The sequence below is a fragment of the Rhizobium sp. BK619 genome, from assembly GCF_014195245.1.
Taxonomy (GTDB): domain Bacteria; phylum Pseudomonadota; class Alphaproteobacteria; order Rhizobiales; family Rhizobiaceae; genus Rhizobium; species Rhizobium acidisoli.
Map to the genome: position 1 here is coordinate 1 of NZ_JACIBH010000011.1, position 23,032 is coordinate 23,032.

General features: G+C 59.0%; 19 protein-coding genes and 1 tRNA gene. 10 read left to right on the top strand and 10 right to left on the bottom strand.

What is annotated here, in order from left to right; all coding sequences use genetic code 11:
• Positions 1 to 187: 187 nt before the first annotated feature.
• Positions 188 to 264 (top strand) — tRNA-Met (locus FHX14_RS20850).
• Between the two features lie 202 nt (positions 265 to 466).
• Positions 467 to 1,489 (top strand): DUF808 domain-containing protein, encoded by a 1,023-nt coding sequence (locus FHX14_RS20855; protein WP_184378465.1) that lies wholly within the window; start codon positions 467 to 469, stop codon positions 1,487 to 1,489.
• Between the two features lie 55 nt (positions 1,490 to 1,544).
• Here the strand turns inward: FHX14_RS20855 and FHX14_RS20860 are convergent, their stop codons facing one another.
• Both FHX14_RS20860 and FHX14_RS20865 read right to left on the bottom strand, forming a co-directional pair.
• A complete protein-coding gene (locus tag FHX14_RS20860) occupies positions 1,545 to 3,341 on the bottom strand; it encodes an adenylate/guanylate cyclase domain-containing protein (RefSeq protein ID WP_184378467.1) in 1,797 nt (598 codons plus the stop codon).
• A 57-nt stretch (positions 3,342 to 3,398) separates the two neighbouring features.
• The gene (locus FHX14_RS20865) at positions 3,399 to 5,717 is read right to left on the bottom strand and encodes a membrane-bound PQQ-dependent dehydrogenase, glucose/quinate/shikimate family (protein WP_184378469.1); all 2,319 of its coding nucleotides are present in this window, start codon (positions 5,715 to 5,717) and stop codon (positions 3,399 to 3,401) included.
• Positions 5,718 to 5,969: 252 nt separating this feature from the next.
• Between FHX14_RS20865 and FHX14_RS20870 the strand changes: the two genes are divergently transcribed.
• Both FHX14_RS20870 and FHX14_RS20875 read left to right on the top strand, forming a co-directional pair.
• On the top strand, positions 5,970 to 7,079 hold the full coding sequence (locus FHX14_RS20870; RefSeq protein WP_003590432.1) for an acyltransferase: 1,110 nt from the start codon (positions 5,970 to 5,972) through the stop codon (positions 7,077 to 7,079).
• Positions 7,080 to 7,453: 374 nt separating this feature from the next.
• Entirely contained in the window at positions 7,454 to 7,753 is a 300-nt protein-coding gene (locus tag FHX14_RS20875; RefSeq protein ID WP_003590434.1) for a hypothetical protein, read from the top strand.
• A gap of 32 nt (positions 7,754 to 7,785) precedes the next feature.
• Here FHX14_RS20875 and FHX14_RS20880 read toward each other — a convergent pair whose 3' ends face one another.
• A complete protein-coding gene (locus tag FHX14_RS20880; RefSeq protein WP_184378471.1) occupies positions 7,786 to 8,436 on the bottom strand; it encodes a sugar transferase in 651 nt (216 codons plus the stop codon).
• Between the two features lie 454 nt (positions 8,437 to 8,890).
• On the opposite strand from FHX14_RS20880, the gene FHX14_RS20885 reads away from it, so the two are divergent.
• Positions 8,891 to 9,640: a Crp/Fnr family transcriptional regulator gene (locus FHX14_RS20885; RefSeq protein ID WP_012558788.1), complete on the top strand. Its 750-nt coding sequence runs from the start codon at positions 8,891 to 8,893 to the stop codon at positions 9,638 to 9,640.
• Positions 9,641 to 9,846: 206 nt separating this feature from the next.
• Here FHX14_RS20885 and FHX14_RS20890 read toward each other — a convergent pair whose 3' ends face one another.
• Both FHX14_RS20890 and FHX14_RS20895 read right to left on the bottom strand, forming a co-directional pair.
• On the bottom strand, positions 9,847 to 10,869 hold the full coding sequence (locus tag FHX14_RS20890; protein ID WP_184378473.1) for a glycosyltransferase family 2 protein: 1,023 nt from the start codon (positions 10,867 to 10,869) through the stop codon (positions 9,847 to 9,849).
• Between the two features lie 129 nt (positions 10,870 to 10,998).
• Positions 10,999 to 11,910: a glycosyltransferase gene (locus FHX14_RS20895; protein ID WP_003590442.1), complete on the bottom strand. Its 912-nt coding sequence runs from the start codon at positions 11,908 to 11,910 to the stop codon at positions 10,999 to 11,001.
• Between the two features lie 69 nt (positions 11,911 to 11,979).
• Here FHX14_RS20895 and FHX14_RS20900 point away from each other — a divergent pair, with 69 nt between their 5' ends.
• Entirely contained in the window at positions 11,980 to 12,225 is a 246-nt protein-coding gene (locus FHX14_RS20900) for a hypothetical protein (RefSeq protein WP_156339781.1), read from the top strand.
• Positions 12,219 to 12,515 carry a hypothetical protein gene (locus tag FHX14_RS20905; RefSeq protein WP_179611874.1) on the top strand — a complete coding sequence of 99 codons (297 nt, stop codon included), beginning with the start codon at positions 12,219 to 12,221 and terminating at the stop codon, positions 12,513 to 12,515. Before FHX14_RS20900 ends, FHX14_RS20905 begins: the two co-directional genes overlap by 7 nt.
• Before the next feature lie 188 nt (positions 12,516 to 12,703).
• Here FHX14_RS20905 and FHX14_RS20910 read toward each other — a convergent pair whose 3' ends face one another.
• The 5 genes from FHX14_RS20910 to FHX14_RS20930 all read right to left on the bottom strand — a co-directional run bounded on the left by FHX14_RS20910 (position 12,704) and on the right by FHX14_RS20930 (position 19,220).
• On the bottom strand, positions 12,704 to 14,173 hold the full coding sequence (locus tag FHX14_RS20910) for a hypothetical protein (RefSeq protein WP_184378475.1): 1,470 nt from the start codon (positions 14,171 to 14,173) through the stop codon (positions 12,704 to 12,706).
• Between the two features lie 119 nt (positions 14,174 to 14,292).
• Positions 14,293 to 15,672 (bottom strand): polysaccharide biosynthesis/export family protein, encoded by a 1,380-nt coding sequence (locus FHX14_RS20915; protein ID WP_184378477.1) that lies wholly within the window; start codon positions 15,670 to 15,672, stop codon positions 14,293 to 14,295.
• 4 nt (positions 15,673 to 15,676) lie between these two features.
• Complete coding sequence (locus FHX14_RS20920; protein ID WP_184378479.1) at positions 15,677 to 16,639, bottom strand: glycosyltransferase; 963 nt, start codon at positions 16,637 to 16,639, stop codon at positions 15,677 to 15,679.
• Positions 16,636 to 18,402, bottom strand: coding sequence for a Wzz/FepE/Etk N-terminal domain-containing protein (locus FHX14_RS20925; protein ID WP_184378481.1), 1,767 nt, complete (start codon positions 18,400 to 18,402; stop codon positions 16,636 to 16,638). Before FHX14_RS20925 ends, FHX14_RS20920 begins: the two co-directional genes overlap by 4 nt.
• A 116-nt stretch (positions 18,403 to 18,518) precedes the next feature.
• Positions 18,519 to 19,220, bottom strand: a complete 702-nt coding sequence (locus FHX14_RS20930; protein WP_184378483.1) for a sugar transferase — start codon at positions 19,218 to 19,220, stop codon at positions 18,519 to 18,521.
• Between the two features lie 471 nt (positions 19,221 to 19,691).
• Between FHX14_RS20930 and FHX14_RS20935 the strand changes: the two genes are divergently transcribed.
• From FHX14_RS20935 to FHX14_RS20945, 3 genes are read left to right on the top strand one after another with little or no spacing between them, the layout of a single operon-like run.
• Positions 19,692 to 20,429 (top strand): Crp/Fnr family transcriptional regulator, encoded by a 738-nt coding sequence (locus FHX14_RS20935; protein ID WP_054182947.1) that lies wholly within the window; start codon positions 19,692 to 19,694, stop codon positions 20,427 to 20,429.
• Entirely contained in the window at positions 20,429 to 21,775 is a 1,347-nt protein-coding gene (locus tag FHX14_RS20940; protein ID WP_184378485.1) for a glycosyltransferase family 4 protein, read from the top strand. The genes FHX14_RS20935 and FHX14_RS20940 overlap by 1 nt, the downstream gene beginning before the upstream one ends.
• Positions 21,772 to 23,016 carry a glycosyltransferase family 4 protein gene (locus tag FHX14_RS20945; protein ID WP_184378487.1) on the top strand — a complete coding sequence of 415 codons (1,245 nt, stop codon included), beginning with the start codon at positions 21,772 to 21,774 and terminating at the stop codon, positions 23,014 to 23,016. Before FHX14_RS20940 ends, FHX14_RS20945 begins: the two co-directional genes overlap by 4 nt.
• Positions 23,017 to 23,032 lie beyond the last annotated feature (16 nt).

The following is a 23,032-nucleotide window of genomic DNA, read 5'->3' on the forward strand; positions in this document are numbered from 1 at the left end:
GCCGTGAAACGCCCCTGCGCCCATGGTACTTCGTCTTAAGACGCGGGAGAGTAGGTCGCTGCCAGGTCTGCAAAGCGCAACTTTAAATCTTCTCAGAACAATCTAACGGCAAACGCCGTCAAAAGGCCGCTCACAAAGCGGCCTTTCGTGTTACAATACTTCAGCAAGTCCTAAAGACTTGCGCTGGCGCGGGGTGGAGCAGCCCGGTAGCTCGTCAGGCTCATAACCTGAAGGCCGCAGGTTCAAATCCTGCCCCCGCAACCAAATCTCCCGATCTTATTCCGAACCAAAAACCCGCCTCTCGGCGGGTTTTTGCGTTACTGCGGATGTCGAAAAGCACTCAGCGCACGGCATTGCCGTCACGATCTGTGCGTGGCATCTTCCCGGCGGTGGATGCCACGTGTCGCTTCGAGATGATGACGGGTTTTCCGTTTTTTTGCTGAGTGTCTTCTCAAGGGAGTCTTGGATGAGCGTTGGCTTGATCGCCCTTCTTGATGATATCGCCGCATTGGCCAAGGTGGCTGCGGCCTCGCTTGACGATATTGCCGGCCAGGCAGCCAAGGCGGGCGCGAAAGCGGCAGGCGTCGTCATCGATGATGCGGCGGTCACGCCCCGCTATGTCACCGGATTTTCGGCAGCACGCGAATTGCCGATCATCGGCAAGATTGCGGTGGGCTCGCTGAAGAACAAGCTTCTGATCCTGCTTCCGGCGGCGCTTATCCTGAGCCTCGTCGCACCGCAGGCGATCACACCGCTGCTTATGATCGGCGGGCTTTTTCTCTGCTATGAGGGCGTGGAAAAAGTCTACGGACTGGTGCTGCCGCATGCAGCCCACGCCCATGAATCGGCGCTCGAGGCGACAAGCCTCGATGCGCAATCGCTCGAAGACCAGAAGGTCGCCGGTGCGATCAAGACTGATTTCATCCTGTCGGCGGAAATCATGGCGATTACGCTCGCCGCGGTTCCATCAGGCAGCATCTTCGCGCAGGCCTTCATCCTTGCCGTCGTTGGATTGGGCATAACGGTCTTGGTCTATGGCGGCGTAGCGCTGATCGTGAAGGCCGATGATCTGGGCCTGATCATGGCGCGTGCACAGACGGCGCCTCCGACGGGGCCGTTGCTGCGCGTGATCGGACGAGGGCTGGTCACCGGCATGCCTTATTTTCTGAAAGCGCTCGGCATTGTTGGAACGGCTGCGATGATCTGGGTCGGTGGCGGCATCATCGTTCACGGCCTCGAAGCCTATGGAGTGGCCGGCCTGGCGCATCTTATCCATGATGCCGGGGAGGTGGCCGTCCACGCCGTTCCCGTCCTGGCGTCGGTGCTGCGCTGGACCGTCGAGGCGGCAGGTGCCGGCATCGTCGGTATTGTCGCTGGCTTGATCACAATTCCGGTTGCAGGCTACATCATTTCGCCGATGTGGCGGTCCCTCAAATCACTCCTGCCGCGTCGCCGGCGGAAAGAGGCGCTGGCAAACGGGAAAAAATGAACGCTGCAGCCACCGACAGGCGGCGATGCGACTTCGGTCTGAGCCGCAGTTTCTGTTAGCCTTGACGGAGATCCGGAACCAGCAGTCCAGCCTTGCGGAGTCCTTCGACGCGGCGGTTAAAGTCCTCGGGGTTTCGGAATGGCAGGACGCGGCGGCGGCGTTCGATGGAGAAGTCCGGGTTGATCTGGAGCGCCTTCTCCCACGCCTGTCGGGCATCCTCCGCGCGGCCGAGATGGCCATAACATGATGCCAGCAGGGCGTAAGCCGTTTCCGATTGCGCGTTTTGTTGGAGCCGTTGCCCGATCGCGGCGATGGCTTGTTCATATTCACCGAGAGAAAAGCGCGCATCGGCGAGAAACTGGAACAGAAGTTCCGGATGGTGCGGGTCAAGCCGCATCGATGCATCGAGCGTTTCCAAGGCGCCTGTGGGATCGCCGGCGAAGATCTGGATATGCGCCATCAGTGTCAGGAGTTCGGCCGAGTTGGGCGACAGCGCCAGGCCACGCAGCACTTCTGCCCGCGCCCGGTCGAGTTCGTGGTTCCACATGCAGGCCATGCCCAGTGCGAAGTGGCTATTGGGCTGTTCCTCGGCCATATCAACTGCCTGCTGCGCGAGATCCAGCCCGGTCCGCAGCGAACCCTCCGGATCGTCGCTCCAGGCGTTGACGTAGTCGAGCACATGCGTGAACGAAATGAGGGCCCGGGCCGCCGCATAGTCCGGGTCGACGGCGAGAGCGTCTGCCGCCAGGCTGCGGGCGGCTCTATTTCCGGTTCGGTTATGAGCTGACGCCTGCTCACGGCCACGCAACAACAGCTCGTAAGCGCTGACATCCGCGGCGCGCCCCTGGGCCAAGCGGTCCTGGTCGCCATGGGTGAGATTGAGCTTCAGCGCTGTGACGATCTCCTGGGTCAGTTCATCCTGAACCGCAAAAATGTCGGTGAGATCGCGATCGTAGCGGCTGGCCCAGATATGTCCGCCATTGCTGGCGTCGATCAATTGGGCCGTCACACGCACGCGGTTGCCGGCCTTGCGCACGCTGCCTTCGAGGACGTAACGGACGCCGAGCGCCTTGGCCATCTCGGGCACCGAGGCTGTTACATTCTTGTAGACGAAGGATGAGTTACGGGCGATCACGTGCAATTCGGACAGCTTCGAGAGATCGGTGATGATGTCCTCGCTGATCCCGTCGGAGAAATATTCCTGTTCGGCGTCGCCGCTCATATTGTTGAAGGCCAGTACGGCGATGGAGGGCTTGTCGGGAACGGCTGCAGCCGAAGGCCGTTTCGGCGCCGGCTGCTCTCCCGGTTGCCGTGCCGACACCGGCTGCGAGGCGGTTCCGACCTGAAGCAAATAGACCCGCATCGGCTCCGCGATATTTTTGAGGGGAACTTTGCCGAGATCGGTCACGGCACATTCAAGTCGCGCTCTGACCTGGCGGTAGGCATCCTCGGAGAGGCAGATGGCGCCAGGCTCAGCAACTCCCTCCAACCGCGCGGCGATGTTGACGCCGTCGCCCATCAAGTCGCCGTCGTCCTCCTCGACCACGTCGCCTAGGTGGATGCCTACCCGGAACTCGATGCGATGATCGGGAGACACGCCGATATTGCGCTCGACCATCGCCGTCTGCACCTCGATCGCGCAGCGCACGGCGTCGACGACGCTGCGAAACTCGATGAGGCTTCCATCGCCGGTGCGTTTGACGATACGGCCATTGTGCACGGCGATGGTCGGATCGACCAGATCGCTGCGCAACGTTCTCAGCCGCGCCAGAATGCGATCCTCATCCGCACCGGCGAGACGGCTGTAGCCGACCACATCCGCGACCAGGATCGCCGCCAGTTTTCGCGTCACGCTCGTAGCCTCAGTTCCTCATCGGACCAAAATAGCACAGTGTGACCGGCAGCGGCGCTAATCTTCGTCTTTCAGAGAAAAGGCGAACACGTAGTCGCTGTTGTCCCTGGAATATGGCGCTCCGCCAACCGAGATCACCACATATTGCTTGCCGGTTTTCGGTGAGATGTAGGTCATGGGTGTGGCGCTCGAGCCGACGGGCAGGGGATATTTCCAGAGCTCATCGCCGTTCTCTGCGTCGTAAGCGCGGATGTAATAGTCCTGGAAACCGGCGAAGAAGACGACGCCGCCGGCGGTGGCAGACGTACCGGCATAACTCGGCAGGCCCATCGGCATCGGCAGATTGGTTTTGATCTTAAACGGCCCGAGCTGTTCGGCGGTCCCGGCCGGGACCTGCCATGCGATCTTGCGCGTGTTCAGATCCACTGCGGTGACGGTTCCGAAGGGCGGCTGCGTGCAGGGAACGCGGAGCCTCGAGGTCCACATTTCGGTGGCCATGCCGTAGGGCGTGCCGCGCTGCGGGGCGGAGGGGCCGTGCGCAGTCGTGGTGAGGGCAAAATCGACATACTCCCCGCGTGGAATGAGTGCGAAGAGGCTGGGCACGCGGATATCGTTCAGGAAGACCCGATTGTTGGGCAGGTCGACCGACACGCTCCCCCAATTGAGACCGCCAAGATTTCCCGGCTGCTGGATCGCATATTGCGGGCCGATCGGGGTGAAATCGCCGTCGTAGCGCATCTTTCGAAAGGCGATGCGGCATGCCAGCTGATCGAACATCGTCAGTCCCCAGGCCGTCTGCTCCGTCACCCGTTCCGCACCGATCGTCGGCATGCCGACGGAATAGGGCTGCGTCGGAGACAATTTCTCCCCCGGCGCGCCGCCTTCCTGCGGCACCGGCCTCTCCTGAACCTCGGCAAGCGGTGCACCGGTCTGACGGTTGAGCAGGAAAAGCTGCCCGCGTTTGGTGGTCTGCAGGAGAGCCGGCACGGTGGCGCCATTGCCATCGGGCAGGTCGAGCAGAACCGGCTGGGCCGGCAGGTCATAGTCCCAGATATCGTGATGCACGGTCTGGAACTTCCATCTCTCCCGTCCCGTCGTGACATCGAGCGCTACCAAGGTGGCATTGTATTGATCGGCGAAGGCCGGGCGATTGACGCCGTAATAATCCGGGGTGGTATTGCCGAGCGGTGCATAGATGAGGCCGAGCTTGTCGTCGAATGCCGCCGTCGTCCACATGTTGGGTGTGGCCCTTGTATAGGTCTGGCCCTCAGGCGGGAGTTTGGTGATCTCGGGATTGCCGAGATCCCATGCCCATTCGAGCTCGCCGGTAACGACATTGAAGGCGCGGATGACGCCCGAGGGTTCTCCTACCTCCTGATTGTCGATGACCCAGCCTCCGATGACAATCAGATTGCGGGCAATCAGCGGTGCCGATGTCTGGAAATAGTAACCTGACTTGACTTCACCCATGCCCTGGGAGAGCTGCACGGTGCCATTGTCCCCGAAGCCCTTGCAGGGCGCGCCGGTCTTGCTGTCGATCTCCAGCAGGCGGGCATCGATCGTCGTCTGCACCAGACGCTCATTGCAAAGGCCGTCGGCCGATTGGGCCTCCGATGGCATCCTGTAGTAACCGAGGCCGCGGCAGCGTTGCCAGTACGGCGCCGCTGCCTTGGGATCGAAGGTCCAGCGTGGCTTGCCCGTATCTGCGTCAAGTGCTGCGATCACGTCCGTCGGCGTGCAGGTGTAGATCGTGTCGCCGATCTGCAGCGGCGTGTTTTGATCGGCGCCATCGCTTTTCCCGGTGCGGTATGTCCAGGCAAGATCGAGCTTGGCAACATTGCCGCGGTTGATCTGATCGAATGGGGAGTAGCGATCTCCGGCCGTGCTGCGGCCATAGGATGTCCAGTCGGAGGGTGAGTTGTCGCCCTTGGCGGTCTTGTAGGCGGGGATATCGGCGGAAGGGCGGATCAGCCCATGCGGCGTGAAAGCAAGACTGAAACCCGCCGCGAACAAGATGGCCGCAAGCAGGGTGCCGCCATAGAAGAGTTTCCGGTTGGCGGTTGGCGACAGCGACGGCGCAAAGAGAAGTGAAAAGCCTGCCAGCGCGATGGGGGACATCAAACGCGCAAAGAGCGCCCAAAAATTGAAACCCGACTCCCATAGTGCCCAGGGAAGGGTGAGAACGGCGACAAGCAGGACAATGAGCGCACCTGACATCTGCCGGCGCCACAGCAGAAGCGCGGCAGCCAGATAGGCAAGCCCGGCGATCGCGTAATAGGGCGAGCCGCCGAGGCTGAGCAGCAAGGCGCCGCCTCCTATCAGGCCCAATCCGATAAAGGCGAGAACAATAAAAAACAGGCTGGCCAGAAATTTCATGGTTTCCTCATTTGAATTCGCCGCCCGATCGCCTGGTCCAACTCCAACCGTCGCAGGCGCCGCGGAAAGCGCAGGGCGATTGGGTTGTGGTCAGTTGCCTCGTCTTCGGGAGAGGGGCGCTCTCTCGTTCAATTTTTCCTAATGTCGCTCTGGTCACTGACACGCGGTCCTGACCCGGCAATCATGCCGCCGCTGCTCTGCGGCGACAGCTTGCCAATCCAAATCGAGTCAATACTTCTGAAAGGGCCACAGATGTTTCTCGGCGAAAAGCTTGATCTAGCGAAAGGGCGACCGACAGGATTCGATTATATGCGATTACTGTTAGCCTTTTCAGTACTTTGGATACATACGGCCCGCGTCACATACGGCGATGACCTGTTTCTCTGGGAGTCACCTTTCCGTCCTGTCATCAAATCAGTGCTGCCGATGTTCTTCGTCTTGAGCGGATTCCTGGTGGCTGGCAGTCTTGAACGGTCGAAGACATTGATCTCCTTTCTCGGCAACCGATTTATCCGGATCTACCCTGCGCTTGCGGTGGAGGTATTGCTGGCGGCCTTTATACTCGGAGCGATCTATACAGAGTATGACCTCAGTGACTATTTCACAGATCCTCAGTTCTTTACTTATCTGCTGAATGTCACCGGCCACATCCACTTCAATCTCCCCGGCGTATTCCTGGATAATCCCGACGCCGCAATGGTCAACGGGCAGCTCTGGACGGTGCCCTTCGAGCTTGAGTGCTATGCCGCGATCGCCGCCCTGTTTCTGCTCGGCGTGGTCAGGCGGCGGGTGATCGCCCTGATCGCAACGCCGGCTTTGATCATCAGCTTTGGCATCGCAAGGTATTGGAAACATGAGAGCGATTGGGCAACCATGCCCACGACCGCGTCGGGCAATCTGCTGATCTGCGCGTTTCTGGTGGGGGTGACCTTCTATCTCTACAAGGACAAGATTCTCTGGGATGTGAGGATTTTCCTTGCTTCGGCGGCAATCATATTATGGGCCTACTGGTTCACTTCCTTCGGGGATTTCATTGCCATTCCGGCAATCGGATATGTCACGGTCTTCCTCGGCCTGACCTCGCCCCGCAAGCTTGGCATTCTCAGTGGGGCCGACTATTCCTATGGCGTCTTCCTCTACGGCTATCCCATTCAACAGGCGTTCGTAGCGCTCGGACCTTGGGCGCATAACTGGTGGTTGAATGGCATTGTCTGCAGCATCGTTGCGACTTGCTTTGCCGCCTTCTCGTGGAGATTCATCGAAAAGCCGGCGTTAAAATTGAGGAAACAAGTTACTTGGCTTGAAAACTTCAGCCTCCAACGCGGCGCAAGACGGCAATTGGCCGCCGCAGTCTCGAAATAGCCTTATCGATGCCGGACATCAGCAGGGCTCGCCATTCACCGGCGAGCCCTGTTTCGTTGAACCGTGGTCGATTGTCGGGGGAGGACCATCACCTGTCGTGGTAAGGAGGAGACTTGCTGCACAGTTGCTGATGACGTGCATTCATCTTGCTGCATGCCGCAAGCATCTCTCGATTCCGGACGATAGAACGGCCCTGTCGGATGAATAGTCGAATATTCTGCACTTGGTTCGGTCGGCTTACTGAGCTGGCCTTAGGAATATTTTAACAATAATAGATAAAATACTTTAATCGAACTTCGTTTCGACTTTGAGCTTTTGCCATGTCATCGAGGCAGCCGGCGGCTTAAAGGAGGTGTGAAGAGAGGAGCGGATTAATGCTGAAGAGCGCGCTTGTCGTGGTTGCCATCTCCATCGCTGCTGGAGCGACCATTCGCGCCTGGGCCTTTGCAACCTTTGCATTTCTGCTGGTCGTTGCCTTGGGTGCTGTGATCCTGCTGAAAGGCTCCTCCTTTTCGGATGCGATCGCCTACTGCCTCCAAGCGCTTGTATTGATGGAAGTGAGCTATCTGGCGGGTCTATTCGCCTACTCGTTGTGGGAGCATATGCAAAAGCGCCGGAAAAGGAACTCTGTTGCCGAGCGCGCTCCTATGACCGGCAAACGCCCCCACGGATAATGCTACGAGGTATGAGGGAAAACCGAACGACCCTACAGGTCCGTTTTGGGCAGTAAAGCGTGCCTGGAAAGCAGGGCCGCCATAGTCTTTGCCATGATCATGAAATCCAACGTGAGTGTCCAATTGCGCAGATACTCGACGTCGAGGAAAACTCTATTCTGATAACTGACCTGTTCGCTGATCTGCCAATGACCGGTCAGGCCGGGACGGACTGCGACGTAGGCATAGGCGTGTTCGCCGTAACGGGGCAGTTCTTCCTTGGCAATGGCGCGAGGCCCGACGAGGCTCATCTGCCCAAGCAGCACGTTGATCAGTTGCGGAAGCTTGTCGAGGCTCGATCGCGTCAGGATGTCGCCGACGATCGTCGCATGCAGGCTGGCCGCTGCGTCGGATCGTGTCGTCCGAAACTTGAGGCAACCGAACTCTTTTCCCTTATAGCCGATAAGCCGATGGGAATTGAAAACGGCGCCCCGATCGCTGAGCATTATAATGACTGCTACCGACAGAAGGAGCGGCGACAGAAGAAATAAAAGAGATGCCGCAATGACAAGGTCTAACGCGCGCTTCAGAATTCTGCTGATTGTATGGGATTTTGACGAATTGAAGGGACGCCCTTCCTTTCGCACCCCGGTGCCACGCCGCCAGGGGTCAGCTGGGTTGATGCCCTGATTTTTTCCCGCCATCCGCGTCTCCGTTGGGCGAATCCCAGAAATACCACCCGAAGCTTGCTTCATTATAGGTTTAATGTCTGTGACCGAGGTCATAATGGTGAATAAATTCTTTATTTCCCAAAGATCTTCTTTCGAAATTTTAAGATACTGTTTGCGTTTGGGGATGCATAAACAAAATGTTATTAATATTAATGAGAAGGAGACGATATTGTTCTTCTATTTTGTGGATATAAGCTTCATTTTGGAGATTGTCATAAAACGTATAAAAATCCAGCCATGGCTTATGATCGCTCGATAAGTTAAAATTCAATATGGATTTTGTTATATATTAATGTGAATATCATTCACTATTTGTGTATAAATCCAGATGATGATTTTATATTATTATCATTTGACTTTATAAATTAATGAATTACGAATGTCGCCGAATAGTAATAGCTAAATTAGTCTGCGTGGAGTTGCGTCTATGGACGGAGCGATTAACATCAGAGATAACAAGACTGGCGCAGGCGCGGCGCGAGTAGGTGAAGCGGTTACTTCAGGGCCTGCAGATGTCATATACGGCGGCCGTGGTGATCTGGATCACGAGTTCCCGTTTTGCCGTTCGAGTGTTCGAAAGTTTCGCCGGGGTGAGGTGATCGCCGGCGCCGGGGACGCCATCGACATGTTCGCCCGCGTCCAGCGCGGAATGGTGAGCGCAAGTACGCCGCTTGCCGATGGACGGGAGTTCATCGTGGAGATGATTCCAAAAGGCGGCTTGATCGGCGAATTGGAGGTGTTGCGCAAGCAATCCCTCAGCCTGGAATATCGCGCCTTATCGGACTGCGAACTGCATTACTTCGATGGTCGTTTGCTGCGGGACTTGTGTGCGAACGATCCGCAATTTCAGGTGAAGATCCTGTCGAAGGCGCTGGCGCGTGTTTCCGAACTCGAACTGCGGATCATTTCCAACGCCGGATCGAACCTGAGGCAGAGATTGGCCCGGACGCTGCTGCGCCTTTCTGCCGTGTACAAAGTGGATGCGCAACATAGCGGCGATGAGCTGATCATCTCCCAACATGACCTGGCGGCAACGCTGCCGGCGTCGCGCGAAAAGGTCAATCAATGCCTGCGGCGTTTGCGCGAAAGCAAAGTGGTCGACGGCACGCAGGGCAAAATCCGCATTCTCAATCGGAAGGCGCTGGAAGCCTACGCCGATGGTGTGGCCATCGCTTGAGGGCGCCTCGACGAAAGAATGCGGCCGCGAAAGCCTCGACAAAACCCGCCTCGGCGGGGCTTGTGTTTGACGGCGGCTGAAGCGGCTTCCCGATAATATGGGTTAAAGCATGTCGCGTAAAAGTGTGCAGCGGTTTTACGATAACGACATGCGTAAAAGCAAAGACCTAAAGCGCAAGGAGCGAATCCGAAAGATCGCGACGCGCTTTAGACTTCGCTTTCGGAGGCATTCTTCCAGTATTTCCAGCCTTCACCCTGAATGAGCCCGTGATCGGAGAGATCCTTCCAGCTGCGGTAGGTGCCCGTATCGTCGTAGACGAAATCATCCTTGTCCCTGCTCGAGGAGTATACCGCATATTCCTCCGTGTGCTGGGACCGGTGCGCCGCATCGGCAACCTTGTGAGCGAAGGTCGACAGGAACTTGAAATGCAGAAGGGCGCCAGAGACGCCGAGGGCTCCGCGCATATCGCCCAAATTCAGGGAGAGCGGCCAGACCTGGTGCGATGATTTGAGAAAAAGACGTTCACCTTCGATATAGACGAGGGGGATCTTGTTGAGCGCGGGACCGTCCCAGAGCCGGTCGTGAAAATACACCCGGCCACGAACACCTCCCTTGATCCAGATCGTCCAGTTGCGTTCGTCGAAATGCGCGACATAGCCGGACCGGTCGAAGAGATTGCAGACCTCAAGCGGATTGCGGCCGGGTTCGCATATGTTTTCGAGAACGGGATGCGGGCTGTACATGTCGATCATCACCGAGCGCAGCGAATGGCCGCCGGTGGAATCGATATAGGCGGTCAGTTGATCGATCGGCCGTGTGTCGCAATGCGGATAGACCAGGAACTCGTCGGCGTCGACATAGAGAACCCATTTCTCCTGGCAATGCCGGTTGATGACTTCGTTGATCCAGTCGTTTCCAAATCTCGCCGCCTTGTAGGATCCGTGGGCAGAAAGAAGGGAGACATCGTCGAAGCCGGCCAGCAATTCGACCGTGCCATCTGTCGAGCCGTTGTCGATGCAGATGAAGTGCTCGAAGCCGAGATCGCGATAATACTGGAGGAAAAATGCCAGCCGGTGGCCCTCGTCGCGGATGACGCAGATGACAACGTGACGCGCCTGCTTGAGCCCGTCGCGCAGTAGGTCGTAGCGAACCTGCCGAGCCTTGAGTGAGCGGCGCAGGCGGGCTTTTGCGTAATGCGAGATACTGGCGGCGGAAGCCCTATAACTCATATTCTGTCCTGACCATTATCCATCCTGCAATTAAGAGATGAATAGTTGCGCATCCGCCTGCAATCCAAGCGTCGACCGCGATGCCGATATCAGTCACGCGGCTATTCACCCCAGGTTGACGACAATGCATTACACGGCGTAATCGCCAACCAGCAGGCTCTGGACCCGCGGATTGGGTCCGTTCGCCTCGATTGCGTGTTTGATGCGTGCCCGCATCGACCGGTATTTATACAGGGCCTTACGATCGAAGCTTATTCCGCGATACAGCGAGTTATAAATCGGATGCGCTTTGCGCAGGTCGACATAGACTTGGCTTTCCCGATCGGTCCAGGGAAAGAAGGTGCCATGCCACGGCTTCGGATGCGCCATATAATGGACGATCGACAGGGCGGACATGTTGACCAGATGAAGGAACTGTTTGGGAAAGTTCCAGCGGTTCGATACGAGGATGAGCGATGAACCGCAGACATAATTCAACGCGCCCTGATCGTGCTTGCCCTCGCAGGCCTCTGGATTTCTAGCAAAAAGCTCAAGCGCCTCCTGTCCGATCCAGCCGTTGCGGTGGAATTTCAAGACCCCCGCGTTGAAATAGTGGCTGTTCTTTCCGGTGTCGAGAAAGTCATGGATCGCCGTGTAATCGCGCGCCGCGAAAAACCTGCCCTCGGGCACAACCGCATTTTCGAGCCCGCCGAGATCGCTGACGATCTGCGTGTCCCCATCGAGGTAGATGATCTGGGTATAGTTGGCAGGCAGGATCTCGCAAAGGACCAGCTTGGCCATGGTGCTGACGCTGATACGTCCCTGGAAATGCGATCCATCGAGCTTGCCGAGCGAGTCCTGCAGCGCTTCGGTCGCATCGATCAAGTCGACCCCGCTCGTTGCCAGCAGGGATCTCAGTTCGTAGAAATTATCGAGATGCTCCGACATGAGGACACAGACATCGGTCGCGGGGCTTGCGAATTTGCGAGCCTGCAGCGCCGAGAGAATAGTCGGAAATGAATATTCGACATCTGTAACGTAGACGACGCACTGATTGTTCATGTCTTCACCTTTCCGATCGTCCTTAACAGCGCAAAATCGCTGTCGCCTTCCAAGTCGAGGGAACAGTTGTTGATTGAGCCGAAGGGCCTGTCGTATGAAAGCCCGGTCCGGTATATATTGCCGAGATGCAGTCTCGGTCGTTGGCTGATCGGTGTCCGGCTGCCGGCGATTTTCGTGTGTTTCATTGTTGAGATATTCACCATGAAGAATGCCCTGCCTGCGATGACGCTGCGTTTCGATATCTTCTCCCCTGCCACGACGATGGGGGCCGGGGCGCATGTCGGGCTGCAGCGAGAAGAGGTATTTGAATGCTGATCACCGCGCTGATTGCCGCCGTGATTTCGATAGCTGCCGGTGCTTGCATCCGCGCCTGGGCTTTCGCAATCTTCGCAATGCTTGTGGCAATCGGCTTCGGCGGCGTAGCCTTCGTGGACGGGTCCTCCACCGTACCGGCGATCGGATCCGGTATCGCGATCCTCGTGCTGATGGAGATCGGCTATCTCACGGGCGTCTTCCTGTCGGGTATCCTGCGGCGCAATGCCAGACTGCGGCAGAGCAATTCCCCAGACAGTGTCTCTGCCGCCAGCGAGCGTCAGCAGAGCTGACATTGAGACGGAAGCTGAAGCCGATCCTTCCCTGGATCGCGGTCTGGGATCGTTTGCGACCAGCGGCCTGATTTCACCGGCAATCCCTGGAGGATGCGGCGCGGCCGAGCGGCCGCGAACCCGTGTTCGCCCGTGTCCGGCTGCGCCAGGTTGCCATTTAGCGCCATCTCGAAAGTCCCGAGCGGGCGTCATGGCGCTGAATACATCGGCGCTCTCAAAGGAGATGCCGATGCCTCCAGCGGACGCCGGTTCGCAGGCGATGAGGCCGCCCGATGCTGCGGCACATAGGCTCCGGCCAAGCAGCCCGCGGCCAGCCCCGCCGAAGTGCTGAACAGCAAACCGAGATCCGTGCCGCTTCCCGATATCGCTGCGGAGCCGATCTGTGCGATGGATGCCATCACGGCGGCGGTTCCGATCGCATGGGTTTCCCGGTCGCCGGATTTGTACCGACCGGCTGCCCTCACCAGGCTGTACACGAAGACGGCGAACAGAGCGGTGCCGGTCAATCCGACATTGGACAGCAATGCGGCGATGAAACTGGAAGCTCGAACCGTGCCCAATCCGGCGCCGAAAGTGGCGGTATCGACGAATGCGATCAATGCCAGGGTGTTCCAGGCGGTGCGCTCTTCGCCGGACTGCGATTGCAGCTTGTCCGATACGGTGGTGGTCAGGAGACCGGCGATGGAATTCCACGCATCGGGGACAAGGCTGAGCGCGGTGATGGCGCAAGGGATGAAGAACAGCGTGATCGCAAGGAAAGTCATGTGCGGGGTCGTGGCGGAACCGCCGATCAGTCGTTTCAGGCAGAACAACACGAACATGCAGACAAGGAAGACGCCCGCGACATAGGCGGTTGTCGAGGTGCAGAGCACGATGGTCGGGCCGATAAGAAGCGTTGCCAACCCAGCCATCCGGCTTTGGACGCGCTCCAGCCACAGCATGAGCGTGAAGGCGAAATAAGCCAATGCGACTGCGCCATAGGCGCTTGCTTCGGGAAAGGGGCCGACGATGCGCTTGAAGCCGTGGATGGTCTCGGCCGTGTGCATCGTATAATTCGCATTTCTGATGATATCGAGCAGTTGGGCCTGGCCGATCTGGAACGATATGAGGTCGATCAGCGCGAAGGCAAAACACGCTATCGACGCGACGATCAGCTGCTGCGCGATGAAACGTCCATATCCCAGCCGGGCAAGTCCGGCGACGACGGCGAAGCAGGCGAGGTCGCCGAGAAGATAAACGGACTGGCTGATATTGGATGAACCCGGAGCCAGTGGAGCCGCTACCGTCGACATCATCCCCGAGGGGTCTCTGGCGGAGGAATAAACGAGGGTCGCGCCGGCAAAAATACGGGGCAGGAAGAAGGACGACACCACGGAGAACAGGATGTAGCAGGCAAACCAGAAGCCGGGGCCGGGATAGGCGATGCTGGCGAGCGTCGCCTGCATCTGAACCGGGCGCAGCAGGACCGTCATGACCAGAAAGAGCACCAGAAGATGGCTCGGCTGGATGCTGCTGCCGCCGAGCGCCGGCAACTGCAGAGCCGCTGCGGCACCGAGCAACGTCGAAAGGCAAAGGGCGGTGATGGCAAAACGCGCGCCGTTCAGCATGCTGAGCACGCCAAGCAGCAGAACCACGAAACCGATCGGCTCTATCGACATGCTTCAGATCCCGAGCAGAAGGGTGAGCGGCCTGGCATTTGCCGAAAACTGGCATCCAGCTTCGGCGGGATGTGCGAGGCGAAAGCCCGCCGGCTGTCGTCGATGATCACAATCGCCTCCTAATTCGATCCGGTCTGGGATATCCAGCCGGGAGCGGAGCGATTGTCTCCGGCCACATCGGATGACGGGACCTTCGAGCTCTGTTTCTGCGGTGCTGTCTGCGGCGACGAGGGTGGCGCCTGAGGGGCCGTGTCCAGGCCGACCTCGACGAGGTCATGCGGCAGCAATGCGGTTTGCTCGTCCGCCACGATGTCGCGGGAGGTTCCGTCGTCGTTGCGACGCACGATCCTGTAGTTCTTTTTTGCCCGGCCGAGCCCCGGCGCGTCCGTGTTGATCTGGGCGAGCTGAGCGTCGTAGCCGGCCTGTTCGCCGAGGAGCTGGGCTACCTGGATATCGATCGCCGCCCTGCCGATCGCGAGACTGACCTGGTTCAGCAGGTCCTGGTTTTCGCTGTTCTGCCTGTTGACGATGTTGATCTTGGAACGGTCCGCTTCGCTGAGGCCCTGGCGAGCCGTGGTCAGGGCGACTTCGAGATCGATCAAGGTGCCTTGCGCATCCGCCACCCAGCGATCGACGGAGACTTGGCGGGAATTGCTGACGAGGCCTTTGCTCACCAGGCTGTTGACATTGTCCAGTTCCTTCTGGGCAAGGTCGATCTGCCGTTTTTGCGAACTGATCTTCGCCGTAAGCGATTCGACCTGTTGGCCATAGAGGCGGGTCAGGTCATTCGCCGCTTCGATCCGGCTGTCGATATCGACGCGCCGCAACCGCATCAGGTTCAATTCCTGTGCCTTCAACTTGTCGATGTCGGGCGTTCCCGCCAGTTCGTCAGGGATCTCGAAACTCTGCTGGCCGGCGATCTCGGCGCGCAGCCGCGCCTGTCGCATCAGGAGATCGCGCCGGTTGATAACGGCTGTCCGGTAGGCGCCGGCAGCCTGGATCCGGTCGCGCTCGAAATAGGTGTTGTCCTCGCGTTCCCTGAGGAAGCCGCCGGCGATGCTGACGGCCTTCATCACCGTCATGTTGGGTTCAAAAGGATAGCGGCCGGGGGTCTGTACGGTTCCAGTCACGAAAATCGGTGCATGCTCGGCAATCTCCAGGGCGATATACGGCTTGCCTGGAAGTGCGGATTTTTCGGCCAGCGCGCTGGCAATGGCATCGGCAAGCTGCTCGGTCGTCTTTCCATTCGCCTGCAGGTGGCCAGCGATCGGGATCGACAGGTTGCCGGCATCGTCGATGGTATAGACGCCATCGAGGGCCTCCCAGCTGGCATAGCGGGAATCCGACGACCGCCATTCGACGACCCGCAGTCTGACCTTGTCTTCCGGCACGAGAGTGAATGTTTGCGCGTGGGCGACGCTCCAGCCGGTCAGGCAGGTGAATGCCAGCAAGGCGAGTGCCGCGGAAACGAGGCGATCGAACAAGGATGTAGGCTGCATTGGTCTATCTCCGCTTCGTTGCGATCGACGGTGAAGGCATTTCGCGCGGCGACTGAGTGCCGAATTCGAGAATGCGGGACGGAGCGGCGCGACCGACAAGAAGATCCGATAGCGCCAGAAAATTGCCGTTCAAACGTCCCGACCGGTCGATCAGCCGGTCCTTCAACAGGGCGCCCGACATATTGGCCAGGATGTTGCGGCCGATCTGCGCGATTGCGCGGCCTTTCGACATCGTACCCTTGCGGATCAGGTAGACAGGATTGGCGACCTGCGAATAGCCAAGCCTTCGGCCGGGCTGGCGTCCGGATCTGACGCCGAGATGCACGCCGCGGGCGCCTTCGACATAGACGGACCGGCCGTGGCGGGCGATTGATCTGCTGAAATCGACATCTTCGAGCCAGCCGTAAAGCGGCAACTGTTCGTCGAAGGTCAGGGCGTGCTCGACAACGGGCGCAAGGCGAACCGCCATGTTGCATCCATAGGCGTTGTAAACATCCGCAACATGCTCGGCGCCTTCGCCTGCCGTATGGAGAACCTCCAAGGCCTTCGCCATGCTGAGGCCCCCGTCGAGGACGCCGTCGGCCAGCACCTCGCCGGTGGCGATTGCCACGTCCGGCTTTGCTGCAAAGACGGCCGCCATGCGCGACAGGAAAGTCGCGGCGGGAATGAAGTCGTCATCGAGGAAGATCAGAACGTCCGTATCAGCCGCAGCGGCCTGGATGATCCTGTTGCGCTGGGCGGTCAGGCCGCGGCTGCCGACGATGACGTCCACATCGCGGCGGTCGGCAAGCCCGGCCGCATCCTCGATGACGGGCACGCAGACGATGAGCCGTTCCGCCTGATCCGGCAGGCGCGTGAGATAATCGATCGTCTCCCGCAATATCGAAGGGCGACCCGCGGAGGCGATCCCTAAGGCAATTCGCAATGGACGGCCCTGTCTTGCTGTTCCTGCCGAAGGTGAGATCATGACTCTATTCTCTTCGGTGTATGGTTGATGACCGCGCCGAGGATCTCGCCGCCGACATTGCGCATGGTCTCGATGACGCGCACGGTATCGTCGATGGAGGTGCGCCCATGCGAGGTGACGACGAGGACGCCATCCAGCTCCGGCGCGATCGCATTGGCGTCGGGGGAAGTCGAGAAGGCGGAAATATCGACGAATATGGCGTCGAATTCCTTTTTCAGGTCGGCGAAGCTCAACTGCGTGCGGCGGGAGCTTAGCCGAACGGCCGGCGTCACGGCGTCCACCTTGCCGAGCGGAAGGAATTTCAGGGTCGGGGTGAGGGGCAACGCCGCCGTCCGGATCAGTTCGCCATTGTCGAGCACATCGACGAGACCCGCGGAACTATCAGGCGCGATCGATTTGCTGAGCGAGGAATTCTGCGCTGCCGCATCAATGAGCAGTGTGTGCGCCCCTGAAATCGATGACAGCACTGCCAGTTCGCATGCAATGGTCGATGTCCCGCTGCCGGGATCGACGGCGACGATTCCGATGACGACGCGGCGTTTGCGCCGAAGACCGACGACGGTTGCGCTCAATTCCGCCATGCCGGGAATAACAGGATAGGTGGCCGTATCGATGCTGCCCGCGTCGGCGGCGAAGACGCCGGCCGGATGCCCATTGCGGTTCTGCTTCGATTTTGCCAGCAAGGTGACGATGGACACTCCCCCGGCATCCGCGATCTGCTGAGGACGGACGATCCGGCGGTCGCCGGCGTGCCTTACCATGGCTAGCGCCAGGCCGACGCCGAGGCCGACCGCCCCGGCAAAGGCGAGGATGAGCGTGCTGCGCGGCCTCGCTTTCGAAAGAGGCAGCGTAGCCCGCGAGACGATCGTGGCGTCGGATACGGGGTAGGTAATGCGCTGCTTGGCTTCGGTAAGCTGGGTCAGCGTGCTTTCATAAAGGGTGCGGCGGGCATCGGTCGCGCTCTGCAGCTCCGCAAGCTTGAACTGATCGCGCGGGTTGCTGTTGAATGTGTTCAGAGCGCTGGAGGCATCGGCGAGGCCGCGCTGCTGCTCCCTCACGAATTTTTCCAGCCAGTCGCTGTATTGCCGGGAGGAATCGGCCTTCATTGCAATATTCTTCTGGATATATTGCCTGGCAAGGGTATCGGCGATGGCGACCGCCTTCTGAGGGGTCGACGCTGCGGCTGATATCTCGATGATCGTGGAATTCCCGATCCGGCGTAAGGCCATCATGTTCTGCAGCGTGGCAATTGCCAGGTCGTGGAGCTGTTCCTGCTCCGTCCGCGGTCTGGATGGCGTATCACTCGCTCTCATGCCTGCCGCTTCCTGCCCCGTATCCACTTGAGCAGAAACTCCCAGAAGCCAGTCCTTCGACTTGTCCAGAAGCGAAGGTTTCCAATCGACAAAGTCGGGATCGCTATCAAGATCGAGCGCTCTTACCGTTCCGTCGACGACATCGCTTGATCTGGCAATCTCCAGCTGCCCTTCGATGAATGCGTCTTCCGCGAAGGCTCTTTGAGCTTCGGAGCTGTTCACCTGAGGGAAGATCACAAGTTGCGTGCTGGCAACATAAGTCGGCGCGGCGGTGAGAAGGTAGCTGCCGGCGATGACAAGGAAGGCAAAGGTCGTGGCCAGGATCCATAGCCAGCGCATTCTGAGAAAAAACAGCATGTCCCGCAGGGTCAGCGGCGAGTTCCCGCCAGCGGCTGCGGCGGCAGGCAGGGATATCGGGGAAACACCGCTGAAGATCGTGCTTGAGGTCATGTCGTCCTAATCCAAAATGGCGAGATTACGGAGTTACGAGATACTGGCAGCCTGGAGAGGACGAAGGGGTAGCGTATCTTCCGACGGACATGATCGGCAGCTTTCCCCTTTAATGCTCAGTACGAGCCACGCTGCAAAAACAGAGCTGGGATAGTCTTGGCGATGATGATCAAGTCCCGGCCGAGCGACCAGTTATTGAGGTAGTGCACGTCGAGGGAAACCCGGTGTTCATAGCTGACATCGTTGCGCCCGCTGGTCTGCCAGTGACCGGTCAGTCCAGGACGGACCGCCATGTAGGCCCAGATGTGCTCGCCGTAGCGCGGCAATTCTTCAGCGGTGATCGGCCGCGGGCCGACCAGGCTCATTTCGCCGCGCAGAACATTGAACAACTGGGGGAGCTCGTCGAGGCTCGACCGTCGTAGAATGTCGCCGACGGCGGTGATCCTCGGATCATCCTTCAGTTTGCGCGTCGCTTCCCATTCGCTGCGCGCAGCCGCGCTGTTTTGCAGCAATTCGGCAAGCTGCGCGCTCGCATCGGTCTTCATCGTGCGAAACTTGAGGCATCCGAACGGCGCTCCGCCGAAGCCGATGCGCGTATGGGAATAGAAGACCGGGCCGCGGTCGGAGAATTTCACGATCATTGCGACGAGCAGCAGAAGCGGGGAAAGCAGGATCAGGGCGGTGATCGCCAACAGAAGGTCGAGCGCGCGCTTGACCGATCTGCCCGCTGCACGAGGCCGGGACGCATGGAGGTCGCCGTCTTTCGCAGGCCGTCCGACACGCGACCATGCCTCGAAACTATGTGCATCCCATGCCATTGGGGGTCTCCAAAACTTTCCGATTAAGAACCGTTCAAAGTTTGCTGCGCCGCACTCTTGTTGTCTGTTACCAAAGTCATAATCCTTAATAAATACTTTATGCTACGAAATCGCAGAAGAGAGATCCGATCGCGGCGTCCGGCAAATTATTGTCATTCTAAATCAGGATATAAACTACCAAATCGTGGTTAAGGCGCGCAGATACATCTATATTTATGATATCGTCATTAGGATTAATGATATTTTTTAATCGGCAAGACTTTTTAATAAGCGCAAATTTCCATCAGATGGGCTTTATTTGATCTTATCGAGGTTATTAACGCGACAAATGATGTATTTTTGTGTTTTCAACTAATTGTAATCTCATTATTTACGTTGACTCTCGGCGATGTTATTTGACTTGGATATTAAGGTAATATAAATGATGCAGCGCAGCATTCTTATCGCTATTCGAGTATTGGAGTTATGCGCATGGACGGGGTGACGCACGCATCAGACCGCAGGGCCGGCATCGGCAAACCGACGATATCGGCGAGCGGCGGCATTCATCTCGGCAGCCGCATCGTGCTTGACGATGAATTTCTTTCCTGCCGGTCGAGCGTCCGGCGATTCCGGCGCGGCGAGGTCATTGCGGGGGCCGGCGTCCTGATCGATATGTTCGCGCGCGTGCATTCCGGGGTGGTCAGCGCAAGCACGATGCTGCCCGACGGCAGGGAATTCATTGTCGAGATCATTCCGAAATCAGGCCTGATCGGCGAGCTCGAGGTTCTGCGCAGGCAGACGCTGAGTCTCGAATACCGAGCCGGCTCCAACTGCGAGCTGCATTTCTTCGAAGGTCGCCTGTTGCGCGACATGTACGCCAGCGATGCCTCCTTCCGCGAAAAGGTCTTTTCCAGGGCGCTGGCGCGTATTTCGGAGCTTGAACTCCGGATCATTTCGAATGCGGCGTCGAGCCTGCAGTCGAGACTGGCCAGCACACTGCTGCGGCTTTCGGCTGTTTATGGAAAAGACGCTGTAAACAGCGGGGACGAACTGATCATCTCCCAAAATGACCTGGCCGCGACGCTGCCGGCGTCGCGCGAGAAGGTCAATCAATGCCTTCGGCGCCTGCGGGAAGGCAAGATCATCGACGGGGGGCAGGGCAAGATCCGCATTCTCAACCGCAAGGCGCTAGAAGCCTGTGCCAACGGCGCGGTTTTGGTGAAGTAATGCGCCCGTCGCTTTCCGAGGGCCTCCGATCCACTGCAAGCATTGGCCGCTTTCCCGGCCCCCGCACGGCAAAGATCGATCGCGTGGTCGTCATTGACGACTATTCGGTGGCCAGAGGCGGCGCGACAGGCCTGGCGGTATTGTCTGCCAAGCTTTTTCGCGGGCTCGACATCCCCGTGACCTATATTAGCGGGGATGACGCGGCCAATGCGGAGCTTGCCGCACTCGGCGTCTCGATGGTCGGGCTGAACAGCCGCGACCTGCTCAGCGCCGAGCGTGCGAAGGCATTCGTCACCGGCATTCACAATGGCGCCGCCGTCCGCATGGTGGCGAACTGGGTTGCTGAAAACGATACCGCGAACACCGTCTACCATGTGCATGGCTGGCACCAGATCCTGTCTCCCGCGATTTTCAAGGCACTGGCGCCGGTCGCCGGACGATGCGTGGTTCACGCGCATGATTTCTTCACGGCCTGCCCCAACGGCGCCTTCTTCGACTATCAGGCGCAGGAAATCTGCCTGCGACGCCCGCTTGGCGGAGGCTGCATTGCAACGGCCTGCGACAAGAGAAGTTATTCGCACAAATTGTGGCGGGTCGCCCGAGGCTCGAATATCCTCCGGCTCCTGAAGGGGCAGGCCGAATTCGGCCGGATCATCCTGCTGCATGAGAAGATGGCGAGCTTTCTCGTCGGCACCGGCTATCGGCCCGAACGGCTGACGACGATCCGCAATCCCGTCGCTCCCCTCTCCATCAATCGCATCGAAGCGGAAGCCAATGACGAGTTCGTGTTCATCGGACGGCTGGACGAGGAGAAAGGCGTTGAGGACGCCGTCGCCGCTACGCGCCGAGCCGGTGTCAGGCTCTGCGTGATCGGCGACGGGCCGCTGATGCCGCGGGTCGCAGCGTCGGGAGATCACGTCAGGGCGGTCGGCTGGCAGTCGCATGCGGAGATCGGCCCGATCATCCGCAAGGCGCGTGCGCTGTTGATGCCCTCGCGCTATCCCGAACCGTTCGGTCTCGTCGCTATCGAAGCGGCCAGGAGCGGTCTGCCGGTCATCATGTCGCGCAGCGCCTTTCTCGCCGAAGAAATGGAAAGAGCCGGCATGGCGCTTGCCTGCGATACGGCCGATGAAAGCGCCTTTGCCGCGACTTTGACGCGATTCAGTCAAATGCCCGCGCAAGAGGTTCGCGCCATGAGCGAGCGGGCCTTCCGGCTGTCGCCGGATCTCGCCTCGACACACGAGGAATGGCGCGATGCGCTTCTTGCCGAATACCAAAGCCTGATTTCGACGAATGCAGTTTCCGAGCCGGCAGACGGTATGGCGATACAAGGAGTATTCAGTTGACCCTTAAAGCAGCGACCTCTCTCCCCGACGCGAGGGCATTTCTGACCGATGCGCCTGTTATGGCGAAAAGACGCGTCACCGAGGCCGGAACCTCAAAAGAGAGCGGGCAACCTCGTGTTGCCATCGTGCATTACTGGCTCGTTTCGATGCGCGGCGGCGAGAAGGTTCTGGAAGAGCTGTGCCGGATGTTTCCGCAGGCGGATATCTTCACCCTCGTCTGCAACCGGGATCGCATCAGCGATTTTCTGAAGACGCGCAACATCCGCACGTCCTTCCTGCAGAAGATCCCCGGCGCGCAGCGGCACTACACCAAGATGCTGCCGCTGATGCCCTTTGCGCTCGAGCAGTTCGATCTGCAGGATTACGACCTGGTGCTGTCGAGCGAATCCGGCCCCGCCAAAGGCATCATCACACGCGCCGACGCTCTGCATGTCTGCTACTGCCATTCGCCGATGCGGTATATATGGGATCAGTTCCATGTCTATCGCCATGGCCTGCCCTGGGTGGGACGTGCCCTGATGTCGATTACCGCGCCCATGCTGCGCGCCTGGGACGTGACGACGTCCTCACGCGTCGATGTGTTCGTCGCAAACTCCGAATATGTCGCAAGCCGCATCCGCCGGTTTTACGACCGGGACTCCGTCGTCATCCATCCGCCGGTTGCGACCGACGATTTTGCCGTGGGCAAGGGGAAAGGTGAATTCTACCTCTATGCGGGACAGCTGACCACCTACAAGCGGCCGGATATCGCCGTGCGCGCCTGCACCGAGGCCGGCCGGAAACTGGTGGTGATCGGCGAGGGTGAACAGCTCCCTTATCTGAAGTCGATCGCCGGACCGACCGTTCAGTTTCTCGGCCATCAGCCTTTCAACGTGCTGCGCGACCACCTGTCGCGATGCCGGGCCCTGTTGTTTCCGGGCACGGAGGATTTCGGCATCCTGCCGGTGGAGGCGATGGCATCAGGGCGGCCGGTTTTGGCCTTCGATGCGGGCGGCGCGCGGGAAACTGTATCCGCGCCGCAGGTCGGCTTTCGCTTCGCTGAGCAGACGACGGAAGCCCTTTTGGAAACGATGGCAGCCTTCGAAGAGGTCGAGGACGATATCGATCCGCATGCAATCCGCGCGCATTCGCTGAAATTCTCCTCAGTCGTATTCCGCGATCGTCTGTCCGGTCTCATTGAGCAACAACTGTCCAGCCACGCAGACGGATCTGCCGGCGTCTTCAGAAGACGGCCGGGCTGAGGGGAAAAGCACGGAG